This is a genomic window from Bacillus sp. JJ864 (assembly GCF_036963045.1).
GTDB lineage: Bacteria > Bacillota > Bacilli > Bacillales > Bacillaceae_G > Bacillus_A > Bacillus_A pseudomycoides_C.
In genome coordinates this window covers 1-26491 of record NZ_JBALLY010000072.1, presented here as the reverse complement: position 1 = coordinate 26491, position 26491 = coordinate 1, and the positions used below count along the sequence as shown (strand labels likewise).

At 36.0% G+C, this 26491-nt stretch carries 21 protein-coding genes and 4 pseudogenes; 3 read left to right on the top strand and 22 right to left on the bottom strand.

All coding sequences use genetic code 11. The features are described 5' to 3' along the window. Positions 1-229 precede the first annotated feature (229 nt). The 9 genes from V7024_RS12455 to V7024_RS12415 form a co-directional block, all read right to left on the bottom strand. Complete coding sequence (locus V7024_RS12455) at positions 230-1180, bottom strand: IS30 family transposase (RefSeq protein WP_335520275.1); 951 nt, start codon at positions 1178-1180, stop codon at positions 230-232. Between the two features lie 162 nt (positions 1181-1342). Continuing rightward, positions 1343-1615 carry an HU family DNA-binding protein gene (locus V7024_RS12450; protein WP_001043860.1) on the bottom strand — a complete coding sequence of 91 codons (273 nt, stop codon included), beginning with the start codon at positions 1613-1615 and terminating at the stop codon, positions 1343-1345. Positions 1616-2067: 452 nt separating this feature from the next. Further along, a complete protein-coding gene (locus V7024_RS12445; protein ID WP_335520272.1) occupies positions 2068-3840 on the bottom strand; it encodes a UvrD-helicase domain-containing protein in 1773 nt (590 codons plus the stop codon). A 426-nt stretch (positions 3841-4266) separates the two neighbouring features. Then, positions 4267-5268 (bottom strand): serine hydrolase domain-containing protein, encoded by a 1002-nt coding sequence (locus tag V7024_RS12440; RefSeq protein WP_335520269.1) that lies wholly within the window; start codon positions 5266-5268, stop codon positions 4267-4269. Positions 5269-5322: 54 nt separating this feature from the next. Further along, positions 5323-6147, bottom strand: coding sequence for a MerR family transcriptional regulator (locus tag V7024_RS12435; RefSeq protein ID WP_335520267.1), 825 nt, complete (start codon positions 6145-6147; stop codon positions 5323-5325). A 161-nt stretch (positions 6148-6308) separates the two neighbouring features. After that, complete coding sequence (locus tag V7024_RS12430) at positions 6309-6554, bottom strand: restriction endonuclease (RefSeq protein ID WP_438824461.1); 246 nt, start codon at positions 6552-6554, stop codon at positions 6309-6311. Positions 6555-6615: 61 nt separating this feature from the next. Beyond that, positions 6616-7662 carry a zinc-dependent alcohol dehydrogenase gene (locus V7024_RS12425; protein ID WP_335520264.1) on the bottom strand — a complete coding sequence of 349 codons (1047 nt, stop codon included), beginning with the start codon at positions 7660-7662 and terminating at the stop codon, positions 6616-6618. After that, on the bottom strand, positions 7640-8587 hold the full coding sequence (locus tag V7024_RS12420; protein WP_335520260.1) for an inositol monophosphatase family protein: 948 nt from the start codon (positions 8585-8587) through the stop codon (positions 7640-7642). Before V7024_RS12420 ends, V7024_RS12425 begins: the two co-directional genes overlap by 23 nt. Further along, complete coding sequence (locus V7024_RS12415; protein WP_335520257.1) at positions 8584-9858, bottom strand: aspartate aminotransferase family protein; 1275 nt, start codon at positions 9856-9858, stop codon at positions 8584-8586. Before V7024_RS12415 ends, V7024_RS12420 begins: the two co-directional genes overlap by 4 nt. Positions 9859-10233: 375 nt before the next feature. On the opposite strand from V7024_RS12415, the gene V7024_RS12410 reads away from it, so the two are divergent. Together V7024_RS12410 and V7024_RS12405 are read left to right on the top strand one after the other, a co-directional pair. Further along, on the top strand, positions 10234-11403 hold the full coding sequence (locus V7024_RS12410) for an MFS transporter (RefSeq protein WP_438824462.1): 1170 nt from the start codon (positions 10234-10236) through the stop codon (positions 11401-11403). 180 nt (positions 11404-11583) lie between these two features. Further along, positions 11584-11964, top strand: coding sequence for a VOC family protein (locus V7024_RS12405; protein ID WP_335520252.1), 381 nt, complete (start codon positions 11584-11586; stop codon positions 11962-11964). A 334-nt stretch (positions 11965-12298) separates the two neighbouring features. Here the strand turns inward: V7024_RS12405 and V7024_RS12400 are convergent, their stop codons facing one another. From V7024_RS12400 to V7024_RS12365, 8 genes and pseudogenes are all read right to left on the bottom strand, one after another. After that, on the bottom strand, positions 12299-15250 hold the full coding sequence (locus tag V7024_RS12400; protein ID WP_335520249.1) for an AAA domain-containing protein: 2952 nt from the start codon (positions 15248-15250) through the stop codon (positions 12299-12301). A 200-nt stretch (positions 15251-15450) separates the two neighbouring features. Continuing rightward, a pseudogene (locus V7024_RS12395) lies at positions 15451-15690 on the bottom strand (transposase); the annotation flags it as partial. Then, positions 15685-15970, bottom strand: a pseudogene (locus tag V7024_RS12390) (transposase); the annotation flags it as partial. The pseudogenes V7024_RS12390 and V7024_RS12395, both read right to left, overlap by 6 nt. Before the next feature lie 220 nt (positions 15971-16190). Continuing rightward, positions 16191-16742 carry a restriction endonuclease gene (locus V7024_RS12385; RefSeq protein ID WP_335520246.1) on the bottom strand — a complete coding sequence of 184 codons (552 nt, stop codon included), beginning with the start codon at positions 16740-16742 and terminating at the stop codon, positions 16191-16193. A gap of 36 nt (positions 16743-16778) precedes the next feature. After that, positions 16779-16973: a hypothetical protein gene (locus tag V7024_RS12380; protein ID WP_335520243.1), complete on the bottom strand. Its 195-nt coding sequence runs from the start codon at positions 16971-16973 to the stop codon at positions 16779-16781. Between the two features lie 257 nt (positions 16974-17230). After that, positions 17231-18163, bottom strand: coding sequence for a hypothetical protein (locus V7024_RS12375; protein WP_335520240.1), 933 nt, complete (start codon positions 18161-18163; stop codon positions 17231-17233). Between the two features lie 166 nt (positions 18164-18329). After that, complete coding sequence (locus tag V7024_RS12370) at positions 18330-18536, bottom strand: hypothetical protein (RefSeq protein ID WP_335520238.1); 207 nt, start codon at positions 18534-18536, stop codon at positions 18330-18332. A 53-nt stretch (positions 18537-18589) separates the two neighbouring features. Continuing rightward, positions 18590-19309: a plasmid pRiA4b ORF-3 family protein gene (locus tag V7024_RS12365; protein WP_335520236.1), complete on the bottom strand. Its 720-nt coding sequence runs from the start codon at positions 19307-19309 to the stop codon at positions 18590-18592. 287 nt (positions 19310-19596) lie between these two features. Between V7024_RS12365 and V7024_RS12360 the strand changes: the two are divergent. Next, a pseudogene (locus tag V7024_RS12360) lies at positions 19597-20477 on the top strand (Rpn family recombination-promoting nuclease/putative transposase). A 39-nt stretch (positions 20478-20516) separates the two neighbouring features. On the opposite strand, the gene V7024_RS12355 reads toward V7024_RS12360, so the two are convergent. The 5 genes and pseudogenes from V7024_RS12355 to V7024_RS12335 all read right to left on the bottom strand — a co-directional run. Then, positions 20517-23711, bottom strand: coding sequence for a hypothetical protein (locus V7024_RS12355; RefSeq protein WP_335520233.1), 3195 nt, complete (start codon positions 23709-23711; stop codon positions 20517-20519). Continuing rightward, complete coding sequence (locus V7024_RS12350; protein WP_335520232.1) at positions 23708-24391, bottom strand: hypothetical protein; 684 nt, start codon at positions 24389-24391, stop codon at positions 23708-23710. Before V7024_RS12350 ends, V7024_RS12355 begins: the two co-directional genes overlap by 4 nt. Then, the gene (locus V7024_RS12345) at positions 24330-25745 is read right to left on the bottom strand and encodes a hypothetical protein (protein ID WP_335520230.1); all 1416 of its coding nucleotides are present in this window, start codon (positions 25743-25745) and stop codon (positions 24330-24332) included. The genes V7024_RS12350 and V7024_RS12345 overlap by 62 nt, the downstream gene beginning before the upstream one ends. Next, entirely contained in the window at positions 25721-26011 is a 291-nt protein-coding gene (locus V7024_RS12340) for a toprim domain-containing protein (protein WP_335520228.1), read from the bottom strand. The genes V7024_RS12345 and V7024_RS12340 overlap by 25 nt, the downstream gene beginning before the upstream one ends. A gap of 27 nt (positions 26012-26038) precedes the next feature. Beyond that, positions 26039-26491: pseudogene (locus V7024_RS12335) on the bottom strand (histidine kinase); the annotation flags it as partial.

Below are 26491 nucleotides of genomic sequence, written 5' to 3'. Positions count from 1 at the left end.
TAATCAACACGCCTGTTAAAATGTATAACTATTTATGTATTTAATTTTAAAATTTGGAACACTCAATGATAATCCACCAATTCTTACATAGAAAAGCATATAGTAGTATGCCTAATAACCCTTCACAATTTGGACCATTTACAAAATAAGTCTAACTAGATATTACTCTAAAATCAGATCTTACGAATAAAATCTAAAGAACCTCCTTGTATTTTCAAATGATAGTTTATCAATCTAAGTGCGACAGTTCCTCCTGAAACGCTTCGCGGGCAGTTTTCCAACCTAAACATTTTCTTAGTCTTTGATTAATAAGAAGTAGTGCTTGATTTAATTGTTCTTGTGAAACAAGGCTCAAATCTGTTTTTTTGGGATAAAATTCACGTAATAGTCCATTTGCGTTTTCGTTACTTCCACGTTGCCAAGAAGAATAAGGATCGGCAAAGAACACTGCGATTTTCAAATCTTTTTCTACACGTTGATAACACGAAAATTCTTTTCCTCTATCAACTGTAGCTGTTTGTAATGCAGTGCTTGGGTACATGGAAGCAATTTGTTTGATGGCGAATTCCATAGATTTTGCTGTTCGATCTGGAATGACAATTGCTTGATAATATCGTGTTTTTCGTTCCACGAATGTTGCGAAACAACCCTTACTTTTCCCGCGGCTCGAGACGATTGTGTCTAATTCCCAATGCCCGAATGTCTCTCGTTTTCTAACTTCAGATGGTCGCTTTTGAATAGACGTCCCGACATTGAATCGTCCGCGTGTCTCTTTTGGTTTTCGACGTTTCCCTTTCTGTCTTAATAAAGACAGATCCTGTTTGAATAGTTTCCCTTGATATAACCAGTTATAGATCGTTTTGAAGGTAATCTTACCTTTCAAATAGCCATGCTGGATTTGTTCCAGGGACCAAGTAATTTTTAATTTTTCTTGAATTTTTTCCGCAAGTTCTCTGGACCATTTACCGATAGGTCTACAAGTTTTTCTTCGCTGAATATATTTTCTATGTGCTTGTTCGCTGTAGTACGTACTGTTTTCTTGAGCATTTCTTTTTAATTCTCGTGCGATAGAAGAATGATGACGCTTCAAAATTGCACCAATTTTTCTTGTGGAATATCCTACTTTATAAAGTGATTCTAGTTGTCCACGCTCAAACGTGGTAAAATGTGAATAGCTCATACTCGTCCTCCGTGTAAATGGTTGTGTGGTAACTTCTATTTTACACGAAGCGAGGTGGGCTTTTTTGTTTTTTCTTTAGGTGTCGCACTTAATAATACAATTCGTCAAATAAAAAAAGAAGAGTTTTCAATACGAAAACTCTTCTTTTTAAATATGTAAGGATTATTTAACCGCATCTTTTAACGCTTTACCAGGTTTGAATGCAGGTACTTTGCTTGCCGCGATTTCAATTTCCTCACCAGTTTGTGGATTGCGTCCTTTACGAGCCGCACGCTCACGAACTTCGAAGTTACCAAATCCGATAAGTTGTACTTTATCACCTTGCTTTAAAGCTTCTAAGATGGAATCAAAAACAGCGTCAACTGCTTTTGTTGCGTCCTTTTTAGAAAGGGAACTTGCTTCTGCAACAGCATTGATTAAATCTGTCTTGTTCATGCCATTCACCTCCTCCCAAAGATATAACTATATAATGATTATAAAATAAACCTTACCTTCATTTGTAGGTAATTCTTCTAAATTCCATACTACAAAGATGTAAATAAATCACTATCAAGGGCTATGTTATATGATTATCCTTTATAATTCAATATCTTTAAAGAAAATGTTATTAAGAAAATCCGAAAAAATGGTTAAACTTGACAGTAAACTATAAAATATTAGATTATTATGTTTTATTTTTCTATAAAAAATTGCTAAGCAAGAAATCTCCTCTTATAAAATTCCTATCTATTATTTGATCATCCATAATGTTAATTTCACTTCGTTTAATTTCCTCATAAACAATTTTATTTAAATTAACTCTCATAAAAAAATTCTAAAAATCTAGGTTCTCCTCTGCTGTAGACATTTCAATTTCATTGAGATTTTCCCATTATAATATAACTCTATTAAGCCGTATCCTCCCGAAGCACCTTCCCAAAAGAAGGCTTACTATAACTATTCGCATGGATATATAAACGTTCAGAAGAACGTGTCATACCTACATACAATAATTTTCGCAATTGCATATCATTCTGTACGAGCTGCTTCGCCTCAAATTTATCAACATCAACTAAGAAGACGATCGGTGCCTCAAGGCCTTTTGAAGAGTGATATGTTGTGATAATGAGACGACCTTCAGTAATATCTTTTTGAATCTCTGTTTGCTGACGTATCTTATAATCTAATTCCTTTTTTAATTTATTACAGCTGCTCCGTTCTCGGCATAAAATTAAAATATCCTCTGGTTTATAATTTTCTTTGTAAATAAGGTTATAGATTGTGTCGTTAATCTCTTTATATGAACCCTCAATAAAGCTAACCCCATCTTTTATCTGATTTTCAAATGATAATTCATTCATAGGACAGTAAAATTTATTTACTTCTTCTTCTAGTTTCTTTTCCTGCTTTAAAAAGTTAAGGGCTAAGTTAATATGTTGACTACCGGAACGATATGATTTTTTTAGTAATGTACTTCTTCCACGCATGTCGATTCCTAAGCTTCTCCAGCTATGATCTGCATTATTGTATATGCTTTGTAATCGGTCGCCTGCTAGAAATAAGTTTATTCCTCTAACTGTTTCTTTTTTATTGTTGATATATGTATGTTCTTTACATGATTTTACGCATAATCGAATCCAATCGTCGAGAAAGTCCTGGTACTCATCAACTAAAACTGCATCATACGTTGAATATGCTCGTTGAATTGCAATTTTAGGTAATTCGCCATTCCACCACTCTTGTTTCGCATTTTTAGGCACACTTATACTTGCTATATCTAATGCAAACTTATGAAATGTACTAACTTCAATATTCTCTAAGCGGATATCTACAAAAGCAAGCTCTGCTGCTATTGCATTTAATTTGTTTTCGATCTTCGCTTTTAACGACTTATTATATGTTAAGATTTTTATTTTCCAATCTGGATGTTCACGTACTAAATGGATGGCACGTGCAAGTAGCAATACAGTTTTTCCACTTCCAGGAACTCCGGTGACCATATAATGTCCATATGGTACACGCTTCGCAAAACGTTCTTGTTCTGCATCTAATGCTGTAATTAAATCTTTTGCATTTGCTGGGCTTGTAGTTTTTGTGCTACTAACCTTAATTTCCGGAAACAACAGCGTTCGTATCGCAATTATTTCCTCTTTTTCTAATAAGCATGGTTCATTTTCAAAAAACTGGTCTATATTCACCTTTCCCAAAACATCTGATGAAATATAGTTAGCTGGTGGCTGATTAAATATTTGATCCAATCTATTCTCTTCAATTTCATTAGAATGTAGGTTTGGAAATATAACACTAGCATGTAGCTTAAATTTCAATTCTGCCTGGTCATCTCGCAAGATATCTTGCACTCTAAATAATCCTTTTGCAGCATTATAATACCCATTTGTTTTACAAAGGGGATTATCTACCTTTCTCCCATTTGCTAAATCTATCTTTCTTCGATCAGCTCTGTGAATATAAGAAATATCCCAATCCTTTACTTCCAAAATCGTTACACCTTTTTGTGAATCAATTAAAATGAAATCTGGTTCTAAATGCCGAACTCTTGGCTGAACATATAGATATGCTTCTCTCTCTATGTTTTTATATAAATATCGAATTTTTTCAAGAACTTTTCTTTCACCTGAAGTTAGACTTGGCAAATCATTTGGTATGACGTGTAAACCCACAAAAATTCCCTCTTTCCCATATCGTGTACGTTCTATATATGTTCATTTCAAAAGACAATAAAATCCAATTTCTTTTAACCTAAATTATAACAATATATATAAATATATCTACATAAAGTTTTCCAGGGAAAGTGTTATGTATTAAGGAAGATAGGGGTGCACAAGAAAGTCTCCGCTTCTTTTCCCTTCTGTTGTCTGCTAATGAGGTCGTTTCTGCCATTTATAGTACGTGAAATTTTGATGTGTTATATAAAACAAACCCTCATAGTAGAGGGTTTGTTCTCGCGCATTTTTTCTACCCGTAGGTTAGAATGGAGGTGTTAGGAACTAACACATTCATATTATCACATGTTTGAAAGTGTTGATGTTGAGAAATAAAAATGCAACTTTTTATCCCGCTGTTAAATCAGCGATATATTCAAGGTACTAATCTATCACAGCCGGAATAACACATTCCTTAACCAATCCCCACCTATCACGAGGATTAACAATAAATTCAGATGCAATCACCACAACGAGATCTTTTCCTGGAACACAACAAATAACATTCCCACCATCACCTCGCGCTAAGTATGCAAAAATCCCGTCCTCTTCATGCACCCACCATAAATAACCATAATTATTCGGGTTTATCGTCGTTGATTCTTCAATCCATGTCTTAGAAACAATCTGATCGTTGTTCCAAACACCACGGTTCAAATATAGAAGCCCAAAACGTGCCATATCACGAGGAGTTAGCGTAAGTCCCCATCCTCCAGTTGAGTTACCGTTTGGATCTTTAATCCACCCTTTCACATTTTTCCCGAATAAGTCCTCAAACCCAAATGATTTCATTTCATAATCCGGGATTTCTTTCATGCCGATGAGTTTGAATAAGCGTTCGTTAGCAAACTCACGGGCGCTTTTTCCTGTACTACGAGTGATGATAGCTGAAAGTAGATGTGCCCCTGCGGTGGAATATTTAAAAGTGCCAAGTTTTCCTTGTTTGCCTAGCATATCAAGGGTATATGTTACCCAGTCTGGTTGTTGGCACAGTTTGTCTAATGGTTCATGCCAGTCTTCAAATGGATATGGTGCTGTCATGGTGAGAAGATGGCGTATTGTGATTTTCTGCTTTTGGGCAGCATTTGAAACATGTTCGGGAAAAAAATCTAGTACTTTCTGATCCACATTTTGAATGTATCCTGCATCTATAGCAATCCCAATGAGGGCGGAAATGATGCTTTTCGTTACAGATGCCACATGATGCGTATCATCCGGGCCGTAACCATTATAATATCTTTCGTATGCAATATTTCCTTTTCTCACAACAACGATGCCGTTTATATTGCTGTAATCGGATTTTATCGTAGATTCAAGCGCTGAAAGTTTTTCAAGGTCCATTTTCAAGGTTGCTGGGTCTGCAGATGGCCAGTCATTTCTTTGCATGCTAAATGCCTCCTTTTGTTTGGCTAGTTTTAAGGAACGTAGTAGGTCTTACTGCTATTTTTTCTTTACTGGAAAATATACCTCTGTCACAATATCTTCAGGAATAGTGACTTGATTGGGGTCAGTTATGTATACTTCATATGGTGAGTTTTTCAATTCATACCCTTCTTTTTCAGTCCATTCCATCAAATTAGCGTATACCGATGTCAATTCTGGATATGCCCCCTTTAAAACAGACTTCGCACAAAGGCCTCCAGGTAAATCTCTCGTTCCTTTTACAGTCTCTTCTATCAGAATAGCAAACTCTGTATCATTACCGGCAGGATTGTATTCAGAGCTGTGATAAATCGTCATTGGCTTACCAAGCAAGGTAAGTTTTTCAGTAGCGATCTTTTCATACAGCCTACTGAAATATTTTCCGTACCCTGCAGCATAGTCATCGCTACTCATCATTTGACGTATGGAAAGGATATTCATTGGCTTTGTTTCCACAAGTTGTACTTCTATATTGTCAAGGTAGGACATAATTGGTATGCCGCTCTCTAAATTGAGAATGTCATTGCTCATTTGGTTTAAGGTATATGCAAAAGCATTTAGTTTTTCTTGTATTTCCTTTCTTTTGCGATTAAGAACAGAAAACAATTTCTCTTCTGACTGATCCTCTTCCAATTCTAAAATGGCTTTAATTTCTTCTAGAGAAAAATGATAAGACTTCAAACGGTTGATAAATAGCATCTTTTTTAATTGCCCGATGGAATAATATCTATAACCATTTTCAGGATTAATCTCATCAGGATGAATTAATCCAATTTCATCATAATATCGAAGCGTTTTTGTTGATACTTCGCATATCTTTGAAAATTCTCCAATCGATAGCAAGAGGCCACCTCCATTCTTCCTATTTTTTATGGATAAAATGCTTTGTTCTATTCTTTTATACAGCTTACCGTAAGGGGAAGGTCAATCACAATAATGCTCCTAATATTTCATGCCAAAGCAAAAAAACACTCATGAGAGTGCTTTTTACTATAATCTTATATTTACACAGTTGCTTTAGCTTTTCTTTGATTGACCCTTACGCTTAATTGAATTAATCTCTCGCGCTCTATTAGTACTACGCGATTCGCAGTAGCCAATTTGTGTGCTGCTGGTGTGAAATGACTATTCGTAACAACCCACGTTTCATCTGCTTTTGCTTTCTCTCTTCGTTTAAACTTTGCCTGTGGCAGAAAAAAGGCCCTGACCCCCATATACCAATCAAAGATAAAATACAGTTTAACTACCATGAAAGAAACCTAAAAAGAGAACCTTTTGCAAGGTTCTTTTCACTATTTTCATCCTAATTGTCTATATAATACCAGGTTGGGAGACTAAGATAGTCTTTATGGACTGAATATCTTTTCTTCCATTAGTAATCGGATCAATACCTATTAGATCTCCAATGGCGGTATTAAAATCTTCAAGTAGTACTTTATCTGTAATTAAGCTTGATAATTCAGGTAAATCTATTGCACATGACAAAGCTTTTTCCATCATGTGATGGGCTTCCCCTGTACCTATAATTGTAATACCTTTTGATAAGAGTTCAAAAGGTTTGACCGTAAACTCATAAGTGTCATCAAATCCCATAGGTATCAGTCTCCCACCCTTTTCAATCAGTGGATATGCCCATTCAAGTTGATTGCCTATCGCATCAAAAATTACATCAAATTTTCTTCCCTGGTTAATATGGAGAACCCTTTCTAAAGACAGGTCTTGAGGATGATACACATATTTAGTTATTTTTTTTGCTGCCTCTGTTCTAAAATGACTAATTTCTGTTGCAACTGTAATCCTAGAAAGCTTTCGCGCAATTAATTGAACTAACAACCCTATTGGTCCTGATCCTAAGACTAAAACTGATTCATGGGGCTTTATGTTTGCTTTTTCTATAACACTAAGAACACAAGCAAGAGGTTCAATTAAAGTTGCTCTTTCCCATTCCATTGATTCAGGCAATTTATAAATAAATCTATCTTCTCCAACATAATATTCTCCAAATGTTCCATGAGAACCAATTCCCAATTGCCAATCATCAAATTCTTCGCAATAACATGTTAATCCTTTTCTGCAATAATAACATTTTCCGCAAAATTGAGTAGGATCAATTACTACACGATCCCCTACCTTTACATTTTTTACGTTTTCTCCTACTTCAACTACTACACCAACTGATTCATGCCCCATAACCATGTTTGGTGCAGCATACATTTTTCCCTTTAATACATTTAGATCAGTTCCACATATTCCAGTCCCATATATTTTAACCTTTACGTCATTATTTTTTTGTATTTTTGGCTCTTCTACTTCCTTATATTCTAATTGTTTATTTTCAGTCCATACCAATGCCTTCATATTTTTTTTCGCTCCATTTCCAATTAATTTGTTCCAATAGATTTTGGTGTAATTCTTTGGTAGAAGCCGCTATACATGACTGTTGATTATTATAGCTAAGATCTGTTAACAATGTTTCATCTAAAGATTCCCCATATGCATCAGTAATCATTACTCCTGCTTTTTTTGCTAAAAATACGCTTGCGGCTATATCATATGGAAATAAATGCAATACCTGACCATTTCCTACTCTTTGGAAATCATCTAATAATTCTGGGGAATCTTTAAGTAGTCTGTTTCCAATATCAACATACGCATCCATCTGTCCTGTAATAATCCTTGAAATAGAATATGACGCACTATTAAATATAAATACTCCGCCATTGTTTGCAGATTCATCAATTAAATGACCATAGGATTCTATCATTAATTTAGTAGGATGACCGTTAAACTCAAAACTCCAAAACATATTTTTAATTTCTTTGTCTTGGCTTAAATTTGGTAATTGACTATTATATCCTTCAAATTCTATAGAATTTGAAAAAATATCACCATACATATAATTTCCTGTTTTAAGTTCCATTAAAAAAGCATATTCAATATCTTTAATTTTTGCATTATCTTTGTACTTCGCTAATGCAATTGATATACATGACATTTCCAAACCTGCTGCTGCAGGACGAGTACCATCAATTGGATCTACAATTAGGATGTATTCTGGATTCTCCCCAAAAGTTTTCAATCCACCATCCTCGGTATAAAATACAACAGGCGCTTTTTTTTCTAATATATAATCAAGAACTGCTTTTTCTGCTGCTTCGTCAATATTAAATTGGGCATCTCCACCTGGTGAGTACCCATTTACTATGCGGTTCTTTAAAGTTCCCTTTTGATTTTTTATTTGATTGTATACGTATTTCCCCAACTCAATAATGTAGTTTTTCATTTTATTTCCTCCAGTAGTCTATCTAATCTATAGCATAGTTCTTCTGCTTCACTCAAAGTAATAGTAAGAGGTGGGCGAATTTTAAATACATTTCCATAGCCATATCTTGATGTTCTAATAATTATGCCATGATCCATAGCACGTTTGGCAATATGATTAGTCAGCTCAACATCAGGGTCATTATTATCTTTCACGATTTCAACCCCAATCATTAACCCGACTCCTCTTACATCTCCAATAAACTTAAATTTCTCTTTCATTTCCTCTAAACGCCCCATAATATAATTCCCCACCACAGTCACATTTTCTAAGAAACCAGGTCTCTGCAAAATGTCAATTGTAGTACATGCCGCTGCAGAGGCCATTACATTCGAGCCGTACGTAAATGAATGATGATGGCCAGGCATACCTCCATACTTTTCCTCAGTAAGAATTGCCGCTACTTGGAATCCGGTTCCACCTAAACCTTTTGCTACAGTCATCATATTTGGTTGGACATCAAAATAATCAGCAGCAAACATTTTACCTGTTCTACCAAATCCAGTTTGTATCTCATCAAAAATTAACGCAATATCACGCTCTTCACATAATTTTTTCAGTGCTTGAAAATAGCCTTTAGGAGGAACTATATTCCCGCCATTACCAGATATCGGTTCAACTATAATTGCAGCAACATTCCCTGTGCTGGCATATTCAATAAAATCGTTAATTCTTTCAACACATAACATGCCACAAGAATCTGATTTTTGATTATAAAAACAACGTAAGCAATAAGGGTCTGGAACTTGTAACCCAAATGAAAATTGAGGTGGAAACGGTTCTCTTCGGAAAGCATTACCTGAAAGTGCTGACATCATGTAAGTTTGTCCCAAATGACTTCGAAATAAAGATATAACATCGCGTTTACCAGTATTATATTGTGCCATTTTAATAGCACCCTCATTTGCAGCTGAACCACTGCTAACCTTTGGGTGTACCCTTGTTAGATTACTGGGAGCGATTTCAACAAGTTTTTGCGCTAAGGTGTTTACAGCATCTGTTTGATACGAAGAAGTAACGTGTATAAGATTATCCATTTGATTTTTCACTACATCAATTACCTCTTTGTTGCTATAGCCCAAATTCAAGTTAAATGTAGCTGATGCACAATCAAAATATTTATTCCCATCCTGATCATAAAGATAAATTCCTTCTCCTCTCTCCATAACAACATCATCTACTTTATAGTAGAGACTATCAGGACCTGTTAAATTTTTAACTTTACCACTCATCTTTACAACACTCCTATTATTTTATTAATGTCAAAATAATAATTATGAGCACACTCATTACGTTAGGGGGCCCTCCTAACGAACCAATAGTGGAGTATGATTGCATCTCATAAGTGCTACAACTTAAATAAATGTTATTAAATAACAAAATTATAATATCCTGTAAAACACTCTCATCACAAGTTAAAATAACGTAAACATATTGAGAAAATTACAATCGATAAAACAATTAAAATATTTTGTTATTTTTTGGTATAATTAGAAATTGTTAAATAATTAACCGTATTAGTTTCACAATCTTATCAAAATATGCTTGTTACTAAGGAGGCGGTATAATTGAAAAATCGTTTGTTATGGATTAGCTTTTTTTCTTACATGATAATTGCATTTACTTTAGTTGTCATTGGTGCACTGCTACCTGAAATATTAACTCACTATAAACAAAACTATAGTAATGGTGGTGTACTTATTTTTAGTCAATTCATTGGTTTTCTGCTTGGGGTAATTAGCATGCCTTTTTTAGTCCAGAAACTAGGGAGGAAGCATGTTGTAGTCATTGGATTATTTCTAATTAGCCTTGAATTATTTATATTTTTTTTACCAGATTGGCATTTGCTTTTCCCTCTCGTTGCATTAGCAGGATATGGTGCTGGATTAGCCGAATCTTGTATCGGTACCATTATTTTAGTAACATTCCAAGAAAAACAAGCTATGGCAATGGGAAAACTAGAAGTTGCATTTGGACTAGGAGCACTATTCATGCCTCTTTTTTCTAGCTTTTTAATAAGTAACGGTATTTGGGAATATGCATTCTTCCTCTTAGGTATTTCTTCTTTTCTTGTTATGCTTGGTTGGAAACTCGCATCTTTTGGCTCAATTAATGAGTACCTTATTAAAAATAAAAAGGATGCCTCTCCCAGTAGTCAGAAGATCAGTTCTTACACCAAAAAGACTGTTCCCATTATTATATTTTCAGCCATCTATTTCTTTTGTTATGGTGGGAGTGAGGTATCTATTGTTCATTTTTTACCTTCAATATTTAGAGAGGAATGGGGTATTTCAAATTCACTAGCCACTGTGACTGTAACAGTTTATTGGCTAGCAATGGTAATAGGTCGTGCATTAACGGGGAGCATTTCAGAGAAATTCACCTATAATTCTTTCTTACTATTTATAAATATTGGGGGCTTATTAGTTCTTATAGCCTTCGGATTAAATAACAATATTTGGATTGGCTTCTTTCTTTGCTTCTTACTAGGTTTATGTATGGCAGCAATGTTTGCTATTGCTTTAATTATTACCAATAAATATTTTCCAGGTCAGACAGAAAAAACAACTAGTATATTATTAGCTATGAACGGATTTGGTGGATCTTTAATCCCTATTATGATTGGACACAGCATGGATACTTATCCTGTCCATATTTCTTTTTGGTTTTTTGCCAGCATCATGTTCATAATGTTAATGTTAATAATTGGTATGCAATTATTAGGAACTAAGCAATTATCCTTTATTAAAGAATTAGACCAAAACCATAGAGGTTAAAATAAAAGAATTACTCTCTTAATCATCATGCCCATCAACTTAAAAAAGTCCCTTACCCTCAAATGTAAAAAACGAACAATTCTCTTGGATTAGAAATTTAATTTTTTACTCATGGCATTTTTTGATTTCCTTCTTTTATAAGAAAATCAAAATAGGACTTTGAATTGAAAGGTGAAGATAATGAAGATTGAACATATAGCTATTTGGGTAAATGATTTAGAATTAATGCGCACATTTTATACTAAATATTTTAAAGGTAAAGCTAATAATTTATATCGTAATGAAACAAAACAATTTGAATCTTATTTTATTACATTTGAAACGGGGGCACGTATAGAAATTATGCGAAAGAAAGGAGTAAAGAATAAACCTAAAAATGAAGTTACTGGATATGCCCATTTAGCTTTTTCTGTTAAAAGCAAAGATAACGTAAATCAATTAACGGAAACATTAAGAGAAGCTGGCTATCTTATATTAAGTGAACCTCGTCTTACTGGCGATGGATACTATGAAAGTGTAGTAAGTGATCCAGAAGGAAATCAAATTGAAATAACAATCTAAGGTTCGCAACATGCTCATCAACTTAAGGATTTAGGATTACCCCAAAACGAAAAAAACGCCATCCTTTCCTATGATTCTATAGAAAGAATAGCGTTTTTTTCATTTTAGGGGGAATTTTGTTTTGTTAGCTTGATAGCGGTGTGGTACTACCCCTTTTAAGAGAACAGTTTTGGCTTATCTTGATGGACATGGCCCTGACCACTTCTATGTACGGCCAGATGCTCTCGACCATCTAAAAAGAATGATTTTATGTCAGTTTTTTAATTTAGATTTATATAGCAATGAATAAAAAAAGCGGTTAGCCACTAAGATAGACTAACCTCTTCCCCTCTTGCTAATTTAAAACATATTGGGCAAGTAAACCGGATGGCCTTCCTCTTTGTTTTTTATCTAAAATATTTTTATCTCCAAAAATGATAAAGCTATCCTGCGCCCGTGAAACTGCCACGTTCAACATATTTACTTTTCTATCAAAAAAATATCCTCCTCTATGCTTGCTTGTATAAACTGAAGAAAATAGAACAATTCTTCTTTCTGCTCCTTGTAGCTTATGAACAGTACCAACTGTGATTCCCTCCAAACCTTTAGCCTTTAGGCTCTGTCGGATTACTACAGCCTGCACCGTAAATGGTGTAACGATCGCTACATAGTCTGAAATAAGAAAGGGTTTTCCACTCTTTCCGTAATAATGTTGAATTTGATCTATGTTACCAATAATCCAGTCTGCGATTTGCTGTGCCTCCAATTCATTTTTCCAACTCATATTCACTCTCTCTGCTTGTCCCTCTACATGAATATGCCCCATATAAGGAAACGGAAATGTCTTTTTATCATTAAGTTGATTTTCTCTCTTTGCTTCAAGTTTCCCCTCATAGGCCAATTCATTACAATACTCAATAATTTCAGGTACACATCTTCTATGTTCAGTTAAATACATACCGCCGATGTTCTGAAATTTATCATATTTACATAGTTGCTGCGCAATTCTCATAACATTTCCAGAAGATACAGACATACCGTAGTCAATGAATTCCTCTGGAATCATCTTTGTAGCCCGTATAGCTTCCTTCATATTTTCTCGATCTACCATTTCTGTGAGACCCCAGACAGGTTCAATTTGTAACGTGTCTCCTACTACTACAGCCTTTTTTGCCAAGGCAAAAGCCGCCCCTGCTATTTCTGGAGGCACTTGCCCAGCTTCATCTACAATTAATAAATCAATAAAGTTAAACAAATACTCATCTTTTCCTTGCCAAGCACTGAAAAATTTTGGCACCATAAAAAATGTAGAAACAAAACAAGGTGTGATTTTTGCATATCTTTTCCACTTTCTCATTTGCTTTTGAACAGATTTCTTATCTGTATACCCCTCGTCTAAATCTTTACTCGTCTCTTCAATCCATTTAGCTTCATAATAATGAATAGCTAGATGAAAGGCTTCAAATCTGTAAGTTTTGTCTAACTCCTCAAGTATTTTTTCAGATTGAAATGTTTTCCTATCTGTCTGTATTCCCAATGTCCTGCTGCAGTCCAGCACTAAATTAATTCTCTCCTCCGAAATACCCTTATCCTTATGAGCTTTACTCAGAGCTTCTTCTTTTATCTTTAAAATCGAATCTATTTGTCTAATGTGAGCTAGTATACTCTCTCTGATAGACATTGTATTAAAGTTGGATATTTTAAAAGTAACTTCATTCTTACGTAGAAATAGCTCATTTTCAAGATTCGATTTTCTTCCAAAGTACGGAATGAATTCTAGGCTCCTTAAGTACCATTTCAATGTTTTTCGAAATTTGATAAATCTTTCATCCAAAAATGCCATATCCGAAATAGTTTTCTTTACCTCTGCTATTTCAACTGTAAGGTTATGTATATATTCATCTAGCTTGTCAAAACTTCCATATTGTTTTTTAATGTAGTTTTTTATTTCCTCATACCGCTTTACGACCCCCGTAGTTTCTTTAATACTATATAATCTCTCTTGTAACCTTTTATGAATAACAGTCGCGCAATCTTGAACATGAACCTGCTGTAAAGGCAACTGAAAGTTTTGTGCATAATGAGAGATGAAGTACTCAACCGCCCGATGGACATACTCTTTGTTCTCCATCAACTGTGGAAGGCCGTTATTATTTGATGTTAAAGTATGGTATTTTCCGTCTTCAATCTTCTTAATTTTTTGCTCGGAAGCTATATACATCCCATAACTTCCAATATCAGGTAACCATCTTTTTGCCAACGTATGCTTTGAATCACATACTTTCCCTAAACTATCTATGATATTTGTAACAGCTTGGTTATTGTTAGAAGCAGCAACAATAACTGGTGGATTCTCATCCTTCCTTGCTGCCGCTTCCACTACTACCTGCGCAATAATAGAATGCAACAAGGTTGTTTTGCCTGTTCCCGGCGGGCCATTTACCGCTAATATGTCCCCTTCCTCACATAAGTTAAAGTGATGTAAAGATTCTCTTTGCGAGTTTGATAGAGGAAACTCATTGCCGACCTGACCATAATGATGGGCAGAATCATCAATTGCATCCATACCGCTTCTTACCGTCAACTTCTTAGCTCTGCTTAAAGAGCAGTAGTTCCCAAGCAGCTTATTTATATGCGCATATTTATCCGTTAACAGAAAATCATATAATTTATTGATATGTTGACGAGTCCCTACAACTTCCTCGTCTAAAATGACATATGACTTATCCGAAGAAGTGTAATACTGTAACTCAAAATCATGTATGGAATATCCCGTCACTTGATGAAACATTTGATTGCAGTATTTCCAATACAGATCCCACTCTGAGCCTGCATCTGGAAGTTTAGACTTGGATAAAAATGCATCCATAGCATTTAGTTCACCAATTGTAATTGTGAGTGATGGTGCTAAATAACTCCTCGGGATCCACGGAGCTTTATTTTCATTTATTCGCAATTCGCCTTTACATGTTAGCTTTGCGGGTATGATAAACAGAGCTACTGATGATGGAAATGACGTAACTTCCTGTGCATGCATACTGTTTACATTAAATTGCAAAGGACATAGCAATACGTCCAGTGCAATATCCTCTTCCTTTATTCCATCAGGCAGCTTTTTATACTTTTTTTTACACAACCACTTTACGAAATTAACATCAATTTTTCCTTTCTCTATATCCTTAAGAGGAACGATGTAATCTTCCCTAAGCTTTGTTTGATCTATCTCACTTTTTTCAGAATCTGCGATACTATCACGAAAGTATTTAATCAATCGCTTGCCATTATAAAACTCATTTCTTTCTCCCATCTATCTAGCTCCTTTCTGATATAAAACAGAAATTGTACACTCTCATTTTAATACAAGCTAGCACACAATATGTTAAAATTCGGAAGTAATTATAATTTTTACTCTACATTGAAATAACAGGTGCTATTAAATAATCCCCCCCATTTCGCCCAAACAAAAAACGGGGTTGTCCCAAAAGCCCCTTTAAATGAATAAAACGCACGGTTCTTTTCCGCCTGTTTGAGGAAGTTGTGGGCTATGGCAACCAGCCCGAACTCGATTGTTACTTTCGCCAATCCTCTTAGCGAGAATCGACGGAACGACCGATTGCCCTTGATATGACCGAACGCGCTTTCTACCTCCGTTTTTCGCTTGACGTAGATTTATGATCCTTCTTCAGACCAAAGGCTTTGTTTTGCTTTCGCTTTTAATTCTTCATACACTGGATTGTAATGAATTTGTTCAGGGGACCAAGTAAGTTCCAGCTTCTCTTGGATTTTTTTTCGCAAGTTCTACAGACCATTTTCCAATTGGTTTACAAAATTTTCTTCGCTGTATATATTGCTCTTATGCTTTTTCACTACAGTACACACTGTTTTCTTTGCCATTTCTTTTTAATTCTCGTGTGATAGAAGAATGATGCCGCTTCAAAATCGCTCCAATTTTTCTTGTGGAATATCCTAATTTAGAAAGTGCTTCTAGTTGTCCACGCTCAAACATGGTAAAATGTGAATAGCTCATACTCGTCCTCCTTGTAAATGGTTGTGTGGTAACTTCTCTTTTACACGAAGCGAGGTGGGCTTTTTTTATTTTTTTAGGTGTCGCACTTAATAATTACAATTCGTCGTATGCAAAAAGCGGACTGCCCATAAGTCGGCTTCACCGACTTATGAGACAGCACCATTTTTGTTAACTTGATAGCTATGCACTCATGAGAGTGCTTTTTACTATAATCTTATATTTACACAGTTGCTTTAACTTTTCTTTTATTGACCCTTACGCTTAATTGAATTAATCTCTCGCGCTCTATTAATACCACGCGATTTGCGCTAGCAAGTTTGCGTGCTGCTGGTGTGAAATGACTATTCGTAACAACCCACGTTTCATCTGCTTTATAAAAAGCTTTTGCGCCAACAATTTCTTGAACAGAACTAATTCCTACGTTCTTCTTATAACGTTTTGCTTGCACAATGATTTTTTTGTTATTTTTTCGTAAAATTAAATCTGCTCCAAAATCGCCAGATGCCTTCGTAACTTGTGTTTGATAGCCGAGTTTTTGAAACAAAACACCTAAGTATTCTTCAAATTGATAACCGTTCATTTTATCAATATCACAGATTTTTGATTGCCTTAGTTCTCTTAGTTTCTTAACGTGCACATAAATATATAACAATATAATAGCTGCCGATACCATTACGATCGGTATCAAAAATTCACGTTTCCACAGTATTGCAACAACTGTCATAACTAGTAGAGAACCTAATATAGAATCATCTTGCTTTCGCTTTGCCATCATCTCACCTCCGTTCTTTTGCCAAAATAACTAAGTTTAATAAGCTATATAAAATATGATTCCTAAAATAACCAGTGCAATAACCCCTTTAATTATAGGCAGGATGCTATCTGGTATATAAGATTTAATGATTGCAAGTACAATACATGCAACAAATACGACACCCAAAATCCCCCATGCATACCAAAGCATGTCTTTTAGTGATTGTGGTAGTTCTACATTGAAATTCATTACTTCTTCCTTTCTACATAAAATTCATTTATTTATATAATACATTATTTTGTGTTTGAGATAAAAAAGCATTCAATTATCTATACGGTCCTCATAGGATTGCCCCAAAATCCAAATCCCCTCATCAATCAATAAAACAATATTAGTCGTTCATTCAAATATATCGGCGATCGGATACATAATAAAGAACCTCAGACAAGTTTCGTCACACAAGAAAGGCTGCCAAAAAGTTTCACTTTTTGGGCAGCCTCCTCCACTTATCCGAAAACCCTCATCTCATCTAAAAACGCTCGCCTATTTCTATACTGTATTTCCAGTGCTTCTAAGCGACTTTGCCACATATCGTATTCGTTTAATTTCTTTTCGTAAATGTTTCTTACCTTTTTAAAGTATGTGATAGATTCTCGGTAACTCTTACGATTCCCATTCGGTATAAATGAACAGCCTTTGTTCCAATAATACTCAATAATTTCTTTTGGATATTGATCTACAAGCTTGTCCGCCAAGCTGTCCCAATCTGTATATGTATATCGACTCGGTTCAAGGATGGTTTTTAATATTTCATCATACCTTTCCATGTCATAGCAAATTTCCAAGTAATCCCTCATATTTTCTTTTTGAACAATTCCTAGCATCTCTTCTTGCACTTCTGCCCAATCTTCAGCTGAGAGTTGCTCTTTCATGGAATTGAAGTCATCATAATGGTTTTTATTGCGATAATCCGTTCGAAATGCCATTACTAAAATATTCTTTAACTCTTCATACTCATTCTTCCGTTTAAAGTATCTAAAAGCACGATCACATATTAAGTCAATGTCTGATTGCTTTTGGAAAGCCATATCTACTACAGCTTGTATCTGAGTCATTTCATCTTGTTCTGCATAATGATCGAATACAAATAGAAATAATTCCGTCAGTTTGCCTTTTCCGTTTCGCAAACCAACTTCAGCCGTTTCGACTGCTTTAGATATATTATGTTGCGTTATATAATATTGCACCAGATCCCAATAGTCCATCCCATATTCCAACGTTTGTAACCGTATCTCCAAATATTCCTCATCATCTTTTAACTGGTCTTGATAAATCCTCATGATGAGTTTCTGATGCCAAGAACTCGGATTCTTCTGAAGCAGTTTAATAACATGCTTCCAATCAAATTCCGAATCGCATATCCCATAGATTGCGTCCATCAGCATATCTTCCAACCCAGAATTATTGATATCATATTGTTTAAACATACTATTAATAAGGAACCTTTTCTCTTCAGGAGGCATGGAATATTGAGAACATAGTTCAGTTACCTTATCCAAATACTCACAAGCTTCATACTCGAGATGATCAGGTCCACCGCCATATTTATATAATCTCCTCTGCTCTCTCCCAGTACTCCCATAACAATGTCCTTGGTAAAGAAGATTTGTTATTTATCCCTTTCTGTAATGCATACCATTCCATTACAGCCATATCTATATTATACTGATCTGACAAATACTTGACTAATTCAATTAATTCTTCTTTCTCTAATTCTTCACATAAATCTTGTAATGACAAATCTTGTGCCATATACTCACTGCTTTCTAACATATTTTTCTTATATCGCTATACTTCCACTACTCCTATCTCTTTACAGCAAACTTCTCCAAAATACTATTAATAAACTCTAAGTCAAATTCCTCTGGATCAAATTCGCCTAGCCATTCTCTCGTCTCTTCATCCAGTTCTCCTTCACCTTTTAAAGCTGCTTGAATTTCGTTATACATGTAAACACCACCGCAATCTTCAGGCGGACATGCTCGTTTTCCTTTTAGGCATGTCGGAACAACCATTTTCTCATCAATTGGCAGTATTTTTTCTAGTACTAGTTCATGTTCCCAGTCATCACCGAAGTCATATGTATACAAACTTTTTTGCTTTTCTTCTGTTATCAGTTCTCCTATTTTTGTCTCTTCAGCATCATATATTTCCTTTGAAGATGGAAAGAACTCAAATGAATCATTTAATATTTCAACGCGGGCGTCTTTCGTATCAAAACTATATAAATGATAGTTTTCCCATCCCATTACAACCTGAATAATGATATGCAAATCTTCAAAGGTTACTTGATTATCAATAAGAAACCTTCTCCAGACCGGTGGGCGAATTCCCTTTAATGTAACCTTAAATTGATAAATAGCAGGTTGTACAGATTTTCGTTCTCTTGTTTCCTCTTTCTCTTGTCCACCAACAAATTTTATAATTTCTGCCAAACGTTCTTTTTCTGCAGGCGGCATGACTTTCCAAATGTCAGCTTTTTTTATCTCCTCAATGAGGTCTAATACTATTTTGTTTATTAACATTTTGAAGCACCTTCTTTCTTTTTTCATAGCTTATATGAATCATTATAAACACTTTTCACTCATAAATAATCACTAATTGATAGATTTTCTAATCTACATCATCAATCAACAAAACGATAGTTAACATGTTTGAATCAAAATCCAGAAAATATTGTTTTATTTTTCATATTTTAGAAACTCACAATATCCAGATTCCCCCATACACTAAGATTATTTTCGCTATTTGCGCATTTCTTTTCATTTCTTGTACAATATAGAAAAGAGGTATAAACAGGGAGAGAAAATCCATGTCCAATCAATTAGTAAATTTACGAATTGATTTTGCGTTTAAACAGTTATTTGGCACAAGTGGTAGTGAAGATATTTTAATCGCGTTTTTAAATGCTATGCTAGCAAACTCTTTAGAGGCTCCTATTTTATCACTTCAATTAGAAGATCCCCGCATCGTGAATACGAGGATGATAAGTTATCGATTCTAGATGTATCTGCTACATTAGATACAGGAATAAAAATTAATGTAGAGATACAGCTGAATAACACCCATGACATGATTAAACGTAGTTTATATTATTGGGGAAAACTGTACACTTCACAATTACAAAAGGGTATGCCGTATAGTTTGCTTCATCAAACCATTACAATCAACTTGTTAAACTTTGTACTGTTCCAAGAGTATGAAGATTTTCATACGACAGGGAAACTATGGAATATACAAAGGCAGAAAGTATTTAGTGAGGATATAGAAATTCATGTTGTAGAAATCCCGAAATTGATGCAACAATGGCGGGAGGAAAAAATCAATCCATGGAAAGATTCTTTTGTTCGTTGGCTGTTACTATTACCAGCGAATGAAGATGAACACTTAACACAAACATTGGAGGATATTGCTATGAACCAAGATCCTATTTTACAAAAAGCAATGGATAAGTGGGAACGTATGAGTCAAGATTCTTCTTTCCGCAAAGAGTATGAAGCAAGAGAAAAAGCCTTAATGGATGAGGCTGCGAAGTTTGCTCATGCACGTAATACAGGAAGAGAAGAAGGAATTCAACAAGGAAAGATCCAAATGATTCGAGGAATGTATGAAATTGGAGTTTCACTGGAAATGATTGCGAAAGCAAGTAAATTGAGTGTCAAAGACATAGAACGTATTTTGGAACAAAAATGAGTGAGTAGTAAAAAAGAGGCTTCCCAGTACTTGGGAGCCTCAATTTCTATCATATTTTCTTCGAATCTGCACAATCCTACTTACCGGCACACTCGCCTCATGCATAACTGTCAATGATTGAGAAAAATGCTGTAAGTACTTTGGGTCATGACTTTTTGGCGATACGATAATCATTTTGCGATCCAATTCTTCTTCAAATAAGGTAAAAACTTTTTCCTTACGGTTATCATCTAACGCGCTATCGTACTCGTCTAGAATAATATAACCAGGTGAAGCTTCAATTGTTTGGAGTAATGCTAACGCGAATAATAAAGAAGATAGCGATTCTTCTCCTCCGGATACACCGCTGCCGACCTTGCCGCCTCGGCCTTTGGCGCTAATATCCTCCATTTTACCGCGATGTCCTTTTTTGCGTGCTTTTATATATAAATAATAGCGCATTTCACCGTGTTTATTCGTGTCCATATCCCATTCTACTTTGCCCTCAAAGTGGAATTGTTCCATATATTGTTCAAATTTTTTATGAATTTTATGGACGTTCATCTGAATCGTTGTTTCTAGACGTTCCTTCATGGTTTTCATATTTTCGCGAATGTCAGTTAGGATTTGTCCGCTGTTATGCAACTCTTCGTTGCTTTTTTCGTATTCTTCTTTCATTTTGGCATAGTTTTCAGGAGCGAGTGGATTTACCTTTTCTTGTAAGGCACCCTCTAACATTATTTTGGCTTCTTGACGTTGAGAAATAGCCATTTTTTCAGACCAGTTTTCTATTTGCTTTTGCCATCCTATTTGTTCTAATAGTTTTCGATACGTGTCATCAGCATCTTTACTTTGTCTTTGCGTTGTAACTAGTTTTTCTTCTTCTGTTATAAAAGAATCTTGTGTACGCTGTTTTTTCTTTTCTAACTGCTGAACATATGAGCGCAGTGTTTCTAAATCCTGCTTTTCATTGTTAATATCTCGGTTTAATTTATTACATTGGTTTTCCAGCTGGTTGCACGTATTTTCTATCTCATCCTTTTGATTTTCTAATTCTTTCATTTGATGAGATAACGTAAGCTGCAGTTGCTCTAGTTCTTGCATACGTGCAATTTTTTCTTGTTCTTTATGCAGCTCTTCATAAATTGCTGCATACGCCTTTAATACTTCAATCCGCTCTTTCAACCTTTCAATACGTGTATGCAACGCTTGGTCTATGAGGCGTAGTTCTTGTATTTGTTGTTCGAGCTTTTGCTTTTCTTCACGTTTACGCTCTAATGATTCGATTCGAAATGCACGGTTACCTGTTTGCTGTAAAATTGCTTCGGCATCTCTTACTTTATAGACGATATCTCGCAGTTCGTTTTCCTTTTTAGTTAGGTTTTCAATATCAAAATTATATTGTGAAAGCTTATTCTCATTCACTTCAATCCAGCTTTCCGTTTCCTTCAGGCGCTGCAGCATTGCTTTCTCACTTAAAATGTACTCGGCCTTCTCCTGAACACCGCGCAATCCTCTTGTATCACGTAAAACGCTTTGCCGAATAGATGGCTGTTCACCTGTAAAAAATTGTTTTACCCACCATAAAGCCTTCATCGCAACAGAAACGAGCTGATCATTCTCTTTTATTTTCAGCTGATATTGCGGCAGTGAAATCACACTTTCTGTCGGAATGATGAGCGGAAGGGGAACGTAATACAAATCATTTGGCGGTGTAAACTCTTTCTCCTCTACGAAAATGGCATATTTAATTGTATTTAAAAGATCTTCACTTCGAAACGCCGCATTTCCCTCTAATTCAATCAAATCACGTAACGGATAAGCTTGTATGCCTAATCTCTTAAAATATCGCAATCCTTCTTCTTGTCTTGGACTTACATAACGGTTCAACTGCAGCTGCTTTTTTTCTTCTCGTTTTTTCTGAAGATCCTGTGTTAGCTGTGCAGCAAGATCCTTTGTTTGACGAAGAAGCATTTCTGTTTCTTGTTGTTGCTTCTCTACAGCAAAGCTTGACGTGTATTGTTCAATGTAACTTTTCGCATCCGTAACCGCCTTTTCATCAGCCTTCACCTGAATCTTTAATTCCGCGATTTGGTCGATGAACTTGCTCAGCTTGTCGCTTTCATTCGTAATAGTCTTTTCTGTACGTACTTTTTCTTGTTCTGCTTCTTGCAGCTTTTGCTCTTTCGTTGTTTTTTCCTCATACACTTGTTTTTCACTAATCAAAATACCGTTTACACGTTCTGTTACGTCTTTTATATCTTCCTTAATGGCCGTTAATTCTCTTTGCACATTTTTACTTTTTTCCTTATGCTGTGCTATGTTTTCCTCTAACAACTCAAGTTCTTTCTCTGCTCCTTGAAAATGGTTTTGTTGCTGTACGAAGTCTGCTGCCAATGCCGAAATACATTCTTCTGCCTGCACAGTCTCCTCATATTTTTCTTCAAGTGTCTCACTTACTTCTTCTAATTCGTTCTTATATTTCATACGCTCCGCTTCATAATATTCTTCCAGCGTACACAATGCAGTTTTATATTGAACAAGTCCTTCCTTTATGCGTACTTGCTGGCTTTCGTAGCGATTCTTTTCCTTTTCCCATATCTCAAGGTCAAATTTATACTGTATTTGATTATTGCGAGCCGTTTGCATCGTCGCTTCAGCTTCACGCTCTTCATCCTTAATCGCTTCCCATGACTTTTGAATGTTCTCAATCCCTGTCATTTCGCTAAAAATACGAAACCGTTCCTCCGGCTTCATCACCGCAAACTGATTCACATCCTGCTGGTACCAAATTAAATAAAAGGCATCTGGATCCACTTTATACTTTTGAAGCAACACCCTTTTATATTCTCTAAAGTTAAAATGCTTATCTGCAGATGAAAAACGCGTTTCATGATCCCACTCATCTACATGATCTCCTTCTGCAATGTAATACTCTTTCTTTAATGGATGACCTGGCGTCTGCTCTAGTACAAGCATAAATCTAACAAACCGCGCGGCATCTACAAATCCGTTATTTTCAAATATCAGTTCAATTTTCGCGCGCCATACTTGATTATCTGGAAGGTTTTTCGAACGAAGACCTTCTATATTTACCTTACCAGAGGCCATCACTGCTCCCCAGCAAAATGTGAGCGTTGATTTTCCAGCACCGTTTGCACCACCTATTAAGATGTGATCCTGCTTACCAGATAAGTCAATATTTGTAGATTTATAATCTCGTATACCGGTAAAAGAAATGCGGTATGGAATCATAGTGTTTCCTCTCCTCCCACGTTATAGCGCTTGAAAAATTTCAAAACATCGTCCATATGGAGCTGCTGCGACTGACTAAATTCTGCCGCCCGGTGTAAAAATGAATCGGAAAACATTCTGCTGCCAATGGCCGTTAATGTATACGCTTCTTCTTGAGAAGACGATTCATACTTTGTAATCGCTCCTATTTTCAAGAGTGGCTCTAAGTTCGTCAGCACTTTTCTACGTGCTTGCAACGTCTCATGTCCAAGTGCACTGAGCAGCTGATGAAATAGCGTAAATTCATTTTGCAAAACTTCTTGGTGATAAAAAATAAACATGAGAAGGCCAAGACTTTCTGAAGATAACACGTCACGCGCCTGCCTCGCTGATACACGCATCATTACGATCACCTGATCGCGGCGCTCATCGTATATGCATTGAAAATAGCCACTTAACGCACCATTTATTCGCTTAATAAATGATTGAAATCCCTCTACATCATCCTGATCTAGTCCAAGCATTCGCACTACTTCTTTACGTCGTAATCCAAAATTATCAGCCCGCATACGAGCCGAAGAGGAAAACAACAATTGCATAAACGTATATTCTTCATCGCGTGACAATACGTGATGAAGCTCACTCAACTTTGCCAGTGGATTGATTCCCTTTTCGGCTTCGAACTCGTTTTCGTTTATCATCCTCACTCACCCACTCCCACTCTTTTTGTACATTTCGTTCTTTCACATGTTGATTATCCAGAATCTCAGCTTTATGATTCGCTGTTAATGCCGACAGTGCAATTAATGCATTGACTGCATCTCCCCATTGATCTGATCCTGCTTCTAATACAAGCTCTTCCATATCCGCTTCTTCCTTTTCAAGCAAAAACGCCTCAAGCTGCTCCGTATGAATCTGCTCCTTCGTCATATTCCATTGCTGCTCTTCTAGAAGTTTACTAACTTCCTCTTCTGACAACTCTTCCACATCTTCATACGCCTCTTCCGGCATTTCCTCTATATCATCTGTGTACGGCTGATACTCCTCTAAATACTGGGTAGCGCCAGAGATCGCTGTTGGAGATACAGGCGCAGCAAATTTCACCGGCATCCACAAACCATCAAGCCGTTCATCCGGGCGCCGATCTTGTTCCATAAAACTCAATATTTCATGAGCATCTGGCTGCTCTATATCTTGCTTTGTAAAACAATTTTCGATAAAGCGGCGAAGCAAATCATGCCGAATCTCGACCCCAATCGGCGATTCTTGAATATGTGTAAAATGCAAGATTTTCTTAATTGTCCCAAGGCTCACTTGTGAACCTTCAAAAATAACGCTTGTCCCTCTTTTAATAAGCGGCTCTATTACAAGACTCTCTTCAAATGTTTGAAACTTTTGAAACCGTTCTTCAAAACGTGCGTTCAGTTCATTTATTAAACTATGAATAATTTGGACTTGCGGTAATGCATAACGATCTGCCAAATACTCCAGTTCGCGTTCCTTTAATTTATCCACAGCTTCCTCAACATTCTTAATCATACTCGCAAGCTTATTTCCGCCAGATACACCCTTATCATCATAAGCCTCACTTAAATCCGCATCACGATTTGCTTGATACAGTGAGCGCGTTACATCATCCTGCATATAGTAGGCTAATGAATCATTCGCAAGTCGGATAAGTACATCTATCATCCGTTTCCCAACATCCATCATCGTAATCTTATTTTTCCCTTTTGAAACCCAGCCATATTTATCTAATACATTCATAAAGTGTTCTAAACCAATATCCGGATCGCGACCGTATATATTACGATAGCGAAACTTTAACGTACGCACATCTTCTATAGACGAAGTGAGTCCTAGCGCTTCTTCATTTAAAATATTTAACAATAGCAAAAACTGATGTGTTTTCACCGGGTCATTAAAATATTCTCCCTGCCCTAATTCTGAAATGACACCAGCCAGCTTATTCAAATCTTTCATCGCATTACGAAGGGAAATATGCGACGCATCCGCTTCTAAAATAGAAATTAATGATTGATCCATGCCTTCCAAACCGCTGCACCTCCTAGCTGCTCTTCTTGTTCGCTTTCTCGTAAGTGAACAGTTTCTTCGTACTCCTGTTTGCTTAATGCCGTACCTTCTGAAGAAATCCACTTTATGCAGCGGCCATACGGCTCTACTACTTCAAACAACATATCACTAATCACTTTCCCAGCACGGTCATAATCTGTCCAAATTATAATTTTCGTAATCGATTCCGAACGCTTCAGCACGCTTTGAATAAATTTTTTATGTCCACTGCGCAATTGTCCATCCACACCAACCACAAGACTATTCGTACTTTGTTAAAAATCACGCTCCGCTACCATTCGCGTTAATACAGCCCGGTTCTCAACAAGCCACAGCACCTTCGCATTTGTCGTATACTCATAACGAAACACAGTCAAATCAGTTATCGCTCGCACCGTATCACACAAATAATGTGTATCTCCTTCACGCAAATCTCCGCAAAAGAAAATCGGCGTAACAGTCCCTAAGCTTACTAGCCCGAAACAATGCGGCGGTGTATCTAATAACTGCTCTAGCAGATCGAGAAATTCTTTTTTATGTGCATCAAACTTTTTCGAACCACCAATGTTTTGATAATACATTGCCCCGATTTCCTTCCAATCAAATGCGCGCTTCTCACAACTAATTTGATACAAGGCAAGTAAAAACTCTAAAAATAGTAATACCTTCGCATGTGACCACCGCTTTTCTTCTAACACCGGCAGATCTCGTTCTATATATATCCTACT